Source organism: Pectobacterium fontis, from assembly GCF_000803215.1.
In the GTDB taxonomy this organism is placed as follows: Bacteria; Pseudomonadota; Gammaproteobacteria; order Enterobacterales; family Enterobacteriaceae; genus Pectobacterium; species Pectobacterium fontis.
In genome coordinates, this window is the sequence record NZ_JSXC01000028.1 from 61,069 (window position 1) to 73,852 (window position 12,784).

Below are 12,784 nucleotides of genomic sequence, written 5' to 3' on the forward strand. Positions count from 1 at the left end.
ATAAGTACATACGGGGGGGAGAAAGAAGAAAACATGGCGCAAAATTTAGTGACAACGTCACGCCATGTTTTTTGGATCGACAGCGGTAGGCTGAAGGTTACTTCTCAGCAGGTTTAATCAACGTCAGAATTGTGCCTAGTTGTTCACGCTGCTTAGCGCTGACTTCTCGCGCCGCGGAGTAACCCGCATTTTGGATAATCATCTCATTCAGACCGACCAGCCAGTCATAGATATAAAACGCCGTATTGTTGGTCGGCGTGAGCGACAGCTTGGTTAAGCGCTGTGAAGCCCCAAAGCTCACCGCCTGTTTTTCCGGCTTGGCGAAAATCTTATGACCGCGATTAATACGGCTGGCAGGGCGCAGCGATTCATCAAGCTGCTGGAAGCCGAGCCAGGCAACAAAGTCACCAAGAATAGTCAGCACGCGTGAAACCTGACGGTCGGCTTTATTCTCACGGTTGATCCCCAATTGCTCCCCGTCGACCAACATATCGACCAGCGCGTCTTCAATCCGCAAACGGATGCTGCCGGTAATCAATTCTTCAACCAACATTTCGATCGTGGATTTTGGCACGTTCAGTAGATCGAGCAGTGGAGCATTTTCCGGCAGACTGCGCAGGTAGTTAATCCAGTAACGATAAACGCCGTGTGCATAGTCTGCCTCATAGCTATGATCGGTCGTCAACATCGGCGGTGCTGGCTGATCGATAGCGATCGGCTCATCGGCAAACAGATCAATTTCGATCCCAACGCCAAACGGATCGCTATTGGCCAACGGTGCAGAGAGGTCTTCAACGTCAGCGTGGAAACCACCATAGTGCCCCCCTTGCTGTTGCAGATACAGGCGGCGTAGCTCATCACGCGAGGGCAGAAGCCGCTCCAGCAGTTCGCCGTGAACACCGGTACGGGTCTGGAGCGATTTAAGCAATGTCTCCGCGATACGCTGCTTTTCTGCCGGATCGTCAACATCGACGGGCAGATACCAGTTACCCAGCAGGTTATCGCTAAGTTCCCGTTGAAGCTCGTTAAGCTGTTCGCCAATACGCCCCAGCTTCACTTCTCGATGAACCTCGGTCCCCAACCACGTCGCCATGCGTGCTACGCCACGTTTATCCATGGCCAGCATGGTTCCCCAGGCGTCACCTGGATTACCGACATAACGCTGTACCGCAGCATCGTAATTTTGCCCGTGTGTAATACGTCGATCGTAGCGGGTTACCGCCCAAATCAGCCCCGGTTTACGATGGCTACGAACCTGCGCATTTTCACCCTGAGTTTGTTTAACCCAGTGATCCAGCGCCTTGCCGACGACTTTAACGTCAGCACGGTCGCCTGCGGCGCTGCATACCATCAATACGTTCATTTCCTGATTATCGGTATAACGTTCCAGCAGATAGGCTCGTTTCGCACGCAAAAGCGTGTGCGCTAACGGATGCAGCGAGTTGCGACGTCTTGCTGGTGGCTCCTCCTGCGTTTCGCGAACTTCACCAAAACCGGGGAAATCGAGCACATCGACCTGCTCGAACAGCGCTTCCTTGGGGGGCGAATGCAGAGGGATCAGCAACTCCGCAGCCAGCATGGTTAACTCGGCCAGCGAGAGTTCCGCTGTTTTCCCGGCACGACCGTTTTGAACCGGACGCACCAGAATGCTGGGGTCGTCGGTACTGTGCAGTCGTTCCAGCGCGGAACCGTCGATCAATCCCTCTGCCGGATTTAAATCCTCATCCACCAGTGTCCGTAAGGGGGCTAACAGCTTACGCGTACCAGACAGATGTTGCAGCGTGTGGCTGAAATGGCGATAGGCGGCGGTGAGAGAAGGCAATTCGCCCCACAGCACGGAGAAAAGCTGAGCGCGATCATCTACGGTGAGATAGGGTGCTAATTCAATGGCAACGGGCCAGAAGTGCGCCGCTAACTGTTTTTGCCGTTTGGCATCGTGGCGCGCGAGGTAGTCCCAGAGTTCGACGACTTCATCGCGGTTGATGCCTTCAACGGATTCAGGCTGGCGGTGCATCAACGACGTTTTAATGTGCTCGGCAATATGGCGTTCATCCAGCTCTTCGAACGTTGTCCCCTGATTGAGATCGTTCAAAAACGCGTTTGCCATGATCTTGCCGATATCCAGTTCGCTGAGCAGTTGCAACTGAACGGGGAAGGATTTGTTCTTCACGCCTGACTGTCGGCTAAAGCGAGTGACAAGCGAGGTGGCTCGATCGGACGGATTAATATGTTCGATAAAATCTAACTGCTGCCCCTCGAACGTGGTTTCCAGTTTGCCGCTTTCGCCCCCGGCCAGCGAGGCGATCAGATAGGATTTTCCCGCCTGAGACAGACCAAAAAAGCCGATGGCAATCTCTTTCTGCGCCACGTCGGACAGGTGCTGTGCTTTATTGTAATTGCGGCGCAGTTTGACAATCAAACGATCGGCTTCGATGTCCAGGCGTGGTGCGTTCTGGCGTGTGCTTTCAACCCAGCCTATAGCCTGTTCAACGCCTTGCGCGACGGCCTGTAGCTGGCCGTGAAGTCGGGTAGAAAGTTGTTTGGGCGTTAATCGTTTCATTTTTTAAATACACTCCCACTATCGATCCAATAATGGGTCGCTCCTGAACCGTTTGCGGATAATGTGTTCAATTTAAGCCGTAAATGCTGTGGCGGAACACGGGTGCCGTCTTCCAATACGGCTTCGGTAATCTCAAAGCGTTCGGGACTATGTTGATCGTCGCTCTTTGTCACCGCCAGTCGGACGTGCAGCTTACTGTCGCCAACGACCTTCCGCGCTAAGTCCTGATCGACAATCGAGAGCATATAGAGTGAGGATGCGGGCCAACGCTCATTGTCCAACTGACGGAATCCAAGACAGAGAGAACCACGCACCTGAAAACTGTGTTGTGGATCGAGCACAAAATCTGGCGCATCCAGATCGATATCACTGTAATACACATTATCCAGCGTCAGCGCGTTGCTGCTGTCCATCATGCCGAGATAGCGGATGGTGGAATAGGGCTGGAAATCACCGACCTTAAAGTAAAAACCTGGCAGGCGCAGATCGAGTGCCAGCAGGCACAACATCGCGCCAACAGCCGCGGTGGATTTCGGGTTATCAATGCGTCCACGTTTGTTAAACGGATACCAGTCATTGGTGTGATATCCATCCAATGACAGCATCCGGTTAATCGGCAGCGGTTGCAGGTGGCGGAACAGCGCCTGAATCCCTGGGAAGCGAGAAGGTCGCCCCGTGAGCAGCAGCACATCGCATGAATACAGCGATACGACTTCAGACATCAGGCGCAAATTCTGCGTGATGTTCATTTTGTTAGAGAGGAATTCGCCATGCAGTTTGCTCAGTTTGAGGATGAGCGGCACCTGCAAAATATCGAATACCTTGTCGCTAACTGGCAGTTCGCGCTGAACTTCCGTATTGATGTATTCCAACACTTTTTCCGTGGGCGCCTGTTCCAGTAATTCACCGAAGGTGGACTCGATCTCAGCGCTGGTATCCAGCGGATCAAAGCGCTCGTAGGCTTCCAGTATCGCGCGACCAATCGGGATGAAGACCTGTAACGTCACCTGTTGGCGCAGCGTAAGCTGTGCATCCATCCGACCTTCATTGCCGAACAGTTTCGCCATTAGCGCATCCGGGCTGGCCATGCCTGCGGTTTTTAGCGCGGCCTGTAACGCAGGGAGGATATAAAGCTGAATGACGTCCAACAGGATATCATCGCCAGCGACCTTAAAGCCTTCGCGGAACAGCAGGCGCGGAATAATTTTAACGTTGTTACCCACACCGTCATCAAGCAGATATTGCGTAATGGCGAGATCGGTGGTGCCTCCGCCGATGTCAATTGAGGCAATACGTAACGTTTTGCCTGCGGGTTCCCCCTCGTCCAGCTCTTTATCCGGGCGCGCCATACTGGCAAAGAAATCTTCTGCACGACCGCCAAAGTTCACCTGCGCTTCGTTATACAGGTAAACCATCTGCCCGCAGGTGGCTTCATCCCACTCGATTTGTACTTCAGGCACCGGAACCCGGCTCAGTTGTTTGTCTGTTGGGGTAGTGAAATCCTCATCCATCGGGTGCCAGTCCATTGCTTTCCAGACCAGCGCGATCGCTTCATGCATCCGGCGGCGGAAGATTTCACGTTCGGGTTTCGGCATCGCTGAAGGTAGCGTCAGAATGATATTTCGCAGTTGGCGCGGCGCGGTGCTGTGGATCATCTTTAACCGCTGAGCGGCGCTATTCATCTGCATGAGCGCCTGTGCCAGCAATTCGGAGAGCATGAACGTCATGATCGAACTGCGACTATAGTGCGGCGAGAACACAGGTAAGCGTTCTTCCAGCGGCTGGTTGTAGAGCGGCTGACCTTCATCATTAAGCATGATGGTCAACGGCATGGCGGTGGCTAGTGGTTCGGTCTGAGAATGTGCGTCCGTCTGGCTGAAACGCCAGCCTGGCGCATAGCTTTCTTCATCCCACAGGTAGCGACGCGGGCTGGAAATTCCGCTCGATCCCTCCGTTCCCTGACGCAGCAGCGCCATGTGGCTGGCCTCACGCCCGACGCGGGTGATCGACGGCCAGATGAAAGCATCGTCACGGCCGCTTTCTACGGAGAAATTTTCTTTGCCGAACTTCGCCTGTGAAAACTCAACGCGGCTCTCGAACAGCTCGTTGTACAGATAATGTGGCTCACTCAGATCGCGCAATTGCAGTTCATAGGTCTGCTTCAGACCGTTGCTTTCATCTGCATGATCCTCTACCAGAATGCCGCAGGTATGCGAGTTTCCCACATCCAGAATCAGGTCAACATTGACTGCCGGTTCCTGCAACGTGCAGGTATTAATGCGAATTTCTGGTATCTCAAGCTGGTTGCCCAGCATATCCAACACATTCAGGTAATGCGCCTGATATTCAAATCCCCTGAGCGCCACTTTTACATCGTGGCTATCGCGGTTTTCCAGCGCTTTAACTCGCTGAGTAAAGACCTCACGCAGCCAGCCGTCGACCCAGGTCTCATCGAGGAATTCACCCAGTTCATCGCTGTGATAAGCCAGCGCGAAACTCCCGCCAGTTTTGATGTCATTGGCATTGGGCGCCAGCGTTTCATATTCGTGACCTTCCGGATAGGTCTTGGTATCGAACGCCAGACAAATCCGGTGCGTGTTGCCGTCCTGATCGGGCGTATCCAACGCGAGGATCTGCATCCGCGCCCAGTTGTCAGGCCCGCCCATAAAGGTACGAGGTGGATTAAAGCGGAAGAAGGGCAACGGCAACCAGATCTTCTCCAGCAGCTTTAGCGATTGCTCAAGCGAAATACTCAGCTCCGGTTTCACGACTTCAGGCGGCATACCCGTTGCCGAAGGCAGCAGGAACTTGTCCGTATGTTCATCGTAAAGCAGGTGGAGCAAGGGGCCATTGGCACTTTTACGCACATAGCAATTAGGCTGCTCAGCCAAAAATTGCGGCTTTAAAGCAAAATCCAAAAACTGAATTCCGCTGTCCTGAATCAACGTAATGCGTTGTTTATAATCGGTAATTGTAGCCAGCATGATTATTTACTCTCGCGCTTTATCGTCATCGGGAAAACGGTATTTTCGTCATAGCGACCGATACACTCCGCTGCTGCGCCGGCCGCGCCTTGTTTACAGACCAGTTCCGGCATTTGGAAACGCGAATTATCGGAACAGCGGGCACCAGAGCGACTGTTGATGATCAAATTGCCGGAACTCATTAATCCTGCCTCGATGTTGGCGCGACATGTGACACCGTCACCATGAGTGATACGCGCCGTGCCTTTTCCATTTTGAATCTGGTAACGCAGGCTAGGTGGTCTGCCGGTAATAGGGGCTTTGCCATCGACAATGACGCGCCAGTTGCCGTTCAGAAACTTAATAGAACCGACTTTCACCGCGTCGGCAGGCATGACTAAATCATCTTTACCTGCGGGGATCGCTGGCACTTGTTCGACAGCAGGCTCTGCCTGTGGAACAACAGAGGTTTCCGGTTTAGCCGCTTCTACGGCCGGTGTTTCGGAAACAGCAGTAACCGCAGCAGGAGGTGTAGGAACCACTGGCTCAGCCGCTTTAACGATCTCTTTTTCAGCAACGGGAGGAACGGGAATACTTTCTTGCTGTGGTGCTGTTTCAACTGGCGTAGAAGAAGGCAGCACACGTTTTTCCGGCTTGACCGTCGCAGCTAATTCGGATGTTGTTTTTTCGTCTTGCCCTGACATGCAACCGCGTATCTGCAATGACAAAATAGCTAACAGCGCGGCAGCAGGTAGCAACCACCATAGGCGGAAAAATGGTGGGCGAGCAAGCGGTGTAGCCGCCACCGCAGGCGTTGGTTCAACAGATTCGGGTTGAACGATAGGCAGGGGTTCTGGCTTGGGTTCGGTATCGACCAGCGGAAGCGTTGGCGTGCTTGCAACTGGAGCGGGGGCAGCAAAAATCGGTTCGATTTCCTTGACGACGGGTCTCAGGCAATCCAGCGCATCAAGGCGGGATTTTTTATCGAGATTGACGAAACCCCAGAATGTTAAGACCGGTTTGCCATCAACCAGATAAACATGGTTTGCGCCAGGAAACTGTATCGCTTTTGCCAGCAGGACACCGAAAAGTTTCTGCCCCGCTTTTTCTGCATTTTGCGCACGCTGGCTGATGTCGGCAACTGCGGTTTGATAGGTTTCCAGTAACGACAGCGCCTTTTCACGTTCTTCTTCACTGGCAGCAATCCAAGAGGTGACTTTACCGTCAAGTGGTGAATACCAGTCAATGCGATCGCCATGCTCGTTGGGTTGGGGAATCGCCAGACAATCGGCAATCTGCTGTTGTTTTCTGAGACGTAACGTTTCCCGCAATTGAAGTGCTGATGCATAAACTGGCTGCCCATTCTCACCCAGCGCCAGAAAATCATCCAAACTTCCACTACGTAAAAATAATTTTGCCACGCAAAAGAGACCTTTTGTAATGATGCCTAAAGCAGAAAATAGAATGCAATCTGCGACAGGGTATACTGTAGTGCGAATGATGGCGAATCAAACGCTTAAAGAAGTGATAAAACTAACAAATATTTGGGCAATAGGAAAAGTGGGAAACGAGAAGTGTCCTCATGTGCAGCAGATGCCATCCAGATAATATGATGAAAACGCAGACAAAAGTGCCGTTGGTTTTTTTCAATGCGATCAGGCAGCCGCGAGGGAAGCTGCACGCTGTCAGCATCCCTCTGGCTATTGACGATTACAGTTGGACGTTGCCTGTGATCAGGTAAGCGGATGAGGTACTTTGTGACATTGGCGGCAGTGTATCACTGAGGACATTGCCTTTTACGTCGGTGAATTCAATCGGGATGTCATTCATTCCGACGTGTTCAACAATAAAATGGTTATAATCAGTCTTCTGTGCCGCAATCCATTGGTTATCGCGCATATATTTCATTTCAATAACCGGATATTTCACGTTTCTGAATTGCACCGCGGCCCAATAAGGGTTTGACCCTTCCTTGATACGATAAATAACGTTGCCATTTACTGGTGCTTCGATCAGCGTCCAGTCTATATTTATTTTCCCATCTTGCAGATCACCTATTTTTTCGAAAGCATTAAACGATAAATCTAATGCACAATCCCCACCTTCAGGGTAAAGATCTGTGACATAGACGACCGTACTGCCTTTGGGGCCATTGACTTTCAGGTAAGCTCCGGCCAGTGACGCCTTCACGCCACGATAGTCAAGTTGGCTCCGGTTCAGCGCGGCGATCTCCATGTCTTTGGGGATAGGATCCAACAACAGTGCGCCGCCCTGATACCCAGAGCCTGTTGCGGTAGCGTAGCCGTAACAAATATCGTTCAATTCCCACTGAGCGTGAGCGGTATTAATCAACGGAATAACGCATAATGCAGACAACGCTAATGAGGTTATTTTATTCATGTTTCACATCCAATATGATTCAAGATTAATAACATAGATGAGTGATAAAAATAATAACGCCAAGACAAAGATTCACTTTTAAAAATCCATTGCATTGGAAATCTCACTTGGCATAAAAATAATCAGTTTTTTGTATAAATAAGTAAATCGGTTTTATCTTAAAACAATAAAGCAGTAAATATATTATCGAGTTTATGTCTATAGGGTGGAATTATTATATGATGAAATAATAGATTTGGATTTATTCAGAATATGTTCTACGGATTGACGGTATCACGTTCAACCCAGCCAACCATCGCGCAGCACCTTGCGGTGAAGCGATTGGGAATTGATGACACACCGACATAATATTATCAAAAAGGCGACGCCAGACTACCCGGAGTCAACAGCAGAAAATGCTTACCAAACTCAAATTAGTGATAACTTTTACATTTATACAATCAAAAACAATGAATCAATTAAAAATAATTTAACATCTTTACCGTAATGACCATAAAATTAGCATAGTCATCGCTCCGTGATATGGGCAATGATGTAGGACGCAATATAACAAAAGCAAGATTGGGCTGGCCAGTATGTGGTGGCCAGATTCTCTGAGTATGTCGTGCTGTGGAACACAAGCGAGAGTTCAAGATGAATAAAATGACCAAGATCTGTTTTTCTGTGCTGTTGGCTGGGAGTTTGTTGACACCTGTTTTGGCGAATGCAACGGTATCGGAAGATATGCGAGGTATGCAGAAAAGCTATACCGCCGCTACCAAAGCTGACGATACCGCAGCGCTGAAAACCGCACTGAGTACATTTCGTGAGCACGTCGAGCACGCCAAAACGCAGGTGCCGCCTGATTTCGCGAAAGAGCCAGCAGATGGCCCAGACAGAAAAGCCTATATAGAAGGGTTGGATAAAATTTTGCAAAAAGTCGACAGTGCGCAGGCTCTGGCCGATGAGGGTAAACTGAGTGAAGCTAAAGCCGTATTAGCTGAGATCAATACGCTGAAAGGTGAATATCATAGTAAATTGAGAGGCTAAGTCGCTTTTCGGTTACCATAAGCCGCCAATGGGATGTGAATCCGCTGGCGGCTTTTTTGTTATATAAGGATCGATAACGTGAACACAATGGTGAATTTGATAGATATGGCAGAGGGGGATTACCCCGAATATCGCCAGTTTTTTATTCTTGAATATGCTCAGGATCTACAGAGTTCACGGGGATATGACGAGGAAAAGGCGAGGGCGATCGCCACACAATCGATCGATACTTTGCTACCGCTGGGTGTTTACACAGAGGCTAATAAATTATGGTGTATCGTTAGACTGCGGCTAAGCAGAGTCCTAAAAACGCCCGTAGATTGGTACGGGGGGAGTTTTTGCTGCCGTTCGCTGGCCCGAGCGGGAAAATTTATCATTATCAGATTGTCAGCCGTAGGGATGATGGTTGATGCTGGAAAAAGAGTTTTTCTGGATGCGGGGATTTACTCAGCGGAACGGCCAGTTCCTGTGTGTGCCTCTATTGGTTCGCATAATGTATATTATGTTAAATCACCTGTGGTGGTTAATAAGTTCATAAGTCACATCCACGTTACGATAAATCAATACGTTAGTAATTTCTGACTTCCCTCTCGTTTCTTGCGTTAGGTTCAGAGTACATTTTCTTCATAACCACAATCATTATGAGGTTAAGTCATGTACTCACTCAATCAGTTGGTTATCTCCGACTATAAACGGCAATGGATCCTGATGGACATGGCAACCTGTTTGCCATTGTTGTATCCACTCAGGTATTACATTGATCATCTTGCTCATCGTTCATTGTCCACACAGAATGCTTCGCTACAGGCTGTGAAATTCTTCTACGAATTCTGGCAGCAAAAGCATCGCGTCACGTTTTGCTACAGCTTCTATTCATCTGGCCATAATCCGGACATTGCTATCGGGGAAATGCCCGATTTTTTACTGTATCTTGAAAATGGTCGCATCATCCAGTCAAAGCGACTGCCATTTACGACGGTCTCTGAGCCCCACGGTTCTACTAACGCAGCCCGATTTAGGGCGGTGGTTCACTTTATTTCTTTTTTAATTAACACTTATATATCACCAACATTTTGTGATGATTCTCCCAAAGCATTATCACTTGTGGCTTCACGTTTACATACCCGTTTGCATCTTTGCCGGGACAACTATCGAACACTGACGACACCAAGGAAATCTTCGCAACGCAGTCACAGTAGCCAGGGATTTCAGAGCTTAACTGGTGCTATGGTGATCAGCTTGTACGGTATAATAGCCCCCTCCTCTCCCCAAAAGCATAACCCACTAAATCCTTTCCCTTTTGGGTATCTTCAGTTCCGAAATTTTCTGATTGTTCGTCTGTTATTAAATTATGGATTACGAATAGGTGAGCTATTGTTGTTAGAGCGCAGCTCTATTAAATCAAATATAAAAGGAGATAAGTTTAGTCTGATCATCACGACTGTTGAGGACGGATACGATCCCAGAAAGAATGCTCCTTCCCTAAAAAATGTATGGGCGAATCGAGTGCTGGAGCTCGATAAACAGGATTATAGTTTTCTGAGTATTTATATAGGGAAAATACGACCAAAAACTGATAACCACGATTTCATTTTCACATCGGATCGGCGGGCGGGGAAACCATTATCCTACGCTGCTATTCGTTCTGTTTTTTCGAAAGTCGAACAGGTCTTTACTGATAATCATCCTGAGTACAAATCACCGTTGTATTTTGACTCGTTGCAAAAATTAACACCACATACTACCCGACATACATGGGCTTACCTGACTTTGCAAAGGATATATCGTTTAAAATATTTGAAGAATCAGTCAAACAGAAAGCACCTTGCTGTTGAGCTCCCTACTCTCTCAGGATTAATGGAAGAAGCCAAAGATGAATTGCGATTAATGGGGGGATGGAGTCCGACAAGCCAAATGCCTGATCTGTATGCAAAACGTTTTCTGTCTGAACAGGCAAATCTAGCCAATATCCAACGCATTGCCCAGGATAATACTGTACTGAATGAAATCTTAAATATCATAACGGATGAGTATAATGATGAGTTCCAGTAAAAACACGCTTATGTCCGACGTCGGGATTTCAATGTATTCTTCCGACTTAACCAAAGCCATCCTCGATCTTAACATTCCTGAGCGGATTTATCTGAAGACTGCAATGGAGTTTGATGACAGATACATAATTAATGCTGGCAATAAATGGGAATTCTATTACGCCGGCAGTCGTCGCTGCTTGTTATTTAAACAAGATAATGTGTCGAATAAATTAATTAAGTATATTTGCTTCAAATATGCATCGATGAGATTTCCAACGAGACTTCCAACTTTGTATCTTGACTGGAAGCATACAATCGAACATTGCCGCGAACATGCTGAGTTTTCCTTTGCTACGCTCCGTAGTTTTCTGGAAAAAGACGACATTGATAGCGGTGCCTTTTACTCCGTATTATTCGGACTAAAAATCCTCTGCGCTGAAACATTCCCGAGTTTTACTCTTGAAGATTACGATGATCTTGAATTCATCCCTCGTCCGCATTCCGATCGTTGGAGTATATATCAGGAAATCGATAATGTACTGGACCCGCTTGAGAAAAACATGATTATCAATGGGTTGTTTGAAATGGCTTCGCTGTTACGCCATGGAAAAAATTTCAGTCAAAGCGATGTGCGAAATGCAGCGATTCTTGGGCTGGTCTATGTAACAGGGGCACGTCCCGTACAATTGGCAAGACTGGCGGTGAAAGATTTTCGTATCGATACGCGAAATCAGAAATCTGGGCTGGTTCGATACAGCGTGTTTTTGCCATACGCCAAACAAAGACGTGTGACGACAGAGCGATTATTTCTGGCAATTCCACCGGAAGTTGGTGAGTTGGTCATGCACTATACTGGGAGATTTGAGCTCAAACCTGAGGACAAACTATTTGATTTCAGCTTTTCAGCACCGCGTTATGTATCTCAGGCAATTAATCTGGCGCTCCTCAGTTTCAGCCCGCCAGATTATCAGGCGGCAGTTGCTCGCGGAGAGGCTGCCGAACCCATAATTACACCTACTGATTTACGTCACAACGTTGGTCACTCTCTGGCAATGCAAGGTGCAAGTGCCGAGGAAATAGCACATATACTTGGGCATTCCTCATTGGTGGCCGCAAAACATTATATTTTAGCTACCCCAGCGCTGGCATTGATCAGAGCCAAAGCGCTCGGTATTAATCCTGTCTGGCAAAATATGGTTGCCATGATGCTGACAGGAAAACTGACATCCGCTCAAGATTGGCAAGGTTACCGAGTGACAGGAGTGGTTGGCGACCAATTGCATTATGATATAGGTGGCTGTTCCAGAACTGATGGTAAGTGTCCTTTCTGTGAAGTGCGATGCTGTTACGGCTGCTTGTATTACCGCCCTTTCACTGACGGCGATCATCAGGCAGTTTTGGATAGTGTAATCAAAGAAACTGATGAATTAATAACTATTTCAGATAGTGTTGGTAACGCGCGTAATCCTCTCATTTCCATTCATGAAACCACGCAATTTGAAATCCAGTCTGTTATTGCTCGTTGCCGTTTTCATCTGAAAAAAGAGGTACATGATGAAAAAAAACTTTGAGCAATTTCAAATGTTCATTACCGAACAACAAACCTGGTTTGAACAACATCTTGCAACTGACTTCGCCCACTCATGGGATGACTCTGCCTGGGCATGTGGTACCAAAGGCAGCGGTTGGTTGAGGGGAAATGGTAAAAACTCGTTGCGATTTGATGAAATCAGTCGTTTCAAAGGCATTGAAGGTTTCCATACAATTGACAATGCTTATATGTATTAGCTCAGACTTGA

The 12,784-nt window shown here is 48.4% G+C and carries 8 protein-coding genes and 1 pseudogene; 5 read left to right on the plus strand and 4 right to left on the minus strand.

Features of this window, described 5'->3' with window-relative positions:
- Window positions 1–97: 97 nt before the first annotated feature.
- From OI69_RS09100 to OI69_RS09115, 4 genes are all read right to left on the minus strand, one after another.
- On the minus strand, window positions 98–2,560 hold the full coding sequence (locus tag OI69_RS09100; RefSeq protein WP_039349070.1) for a putative virulence factor: 2,463 nt from the start codon (window positions 2,558–2,560) through the stop codon (window positions 98–100).
- Window positions 2,557–5,544 (minus strand): virulence factor SrfB, encoded by a 2,988-nt coding sequence (locus tag OI69_RS09105; RefSeq protein ID WP_039349072.1) that lies wholly within the window; start codon window positions 5,542–5,544, stop codon window positions 2,557–2,559. The genes OI69_RS09100 and OI69_RS09105 overlap by 4 nt, the downstream gene beginning before the upstream one ends.
- 2 nt (window positions 5,545–5,546) lie before the next feature.
- Window positions 5,547–6,944 (minus strand): SrfA family protein, encoded by a 1,398-nt coding sequence (locus OI69_RS09110; protein WP_039349075.1) that lies wholly within the window; start codon window positions 6,942–6,944, stop codon window positions 5,547–5,549.
- A 289-nt stretch (window positions 6,945–7,233) separates the two neighbouring features.
- Complete coding sequence (locus tag OI69_RS09115; RefSeq protein WP_039349077.1) at window positions 7,234–7,923, minus strand: expansin EXLX1 family cellulose-binding protein; 690 nt, start codon at window positions 7,921–7,923, stop codon at window positions 7,234–7,236.
- Between the two features lie 633 nt (window positions 7,924–8,556).
- On the opposite strand from OI69_RS09115, the gene OI69_RS09120 reads away from it, so the two are divergent.
- The 5 genes and pseudogenes from OI69_RS09120 to OI69_RS09140 form a co-directional block, all read left to right on the plus strand.
- Window positions 8,557–8,952 carry a cytochrome b562 gene (locus tag OI69_RS09120; RefSeq protein ID WP_039349079.1) on the plus strand — a complete coding sequence of 132 codons (396 nt, stop codon included), beginning with the start codon at window positions 8,557–8,559 and terminating at the stop codon, window positions 8,950–8,952.
- A gap of 87 nt (window positions 8,953–9,039) precedes the next feature.
- On the plus strand, window positions 9,040–9,534 hold the full coding sequence (locus OI69_RS20210) for a hypothetical protein (RefSeq protein ID WP_235319671.1): 495 nt from the start codon (window positions 9,040–9,042) through the stop codon (window positions 9,532–9,534).
- A gap of 72 nt (window positions 9,535–9,606) precedes the next feature.
- Complete coding sequence (locus tag OI69_RS19205; protein ID WP_072034276.1) at window positions 9,607–11,004, plus strand: site-specific integrase; 1,398 nt, start codon at window positions 9,607–9,609, stop codon at window positions 11,002–11,004.
- A complete protein-coding gene (locus OI69_RS09135; RefSeq protein WP_052198339.1) occupies window positions 10,991–12,556 on the plus strand; it encodes a site-specific integrase in 1,566 nt (521 codons plus the stop codon). The genes OI69_RS19205 and OI69_RS09135 overlap by 14 nt, the downstream gene beginning before the upstream one ends.
- Window positions 12,540–12,764 (plus strand): annotated as a pseudogene (locus OI69_RS09140) (hypothetical protein); the annotation flags it as partial. The gene OI69_RS09135 and the pseudogene OI69_RS09140, both read left to right, overlap by 17 nt.
- Window positions 12,765–12,784 lie beyond the last annotated feature (20 nt).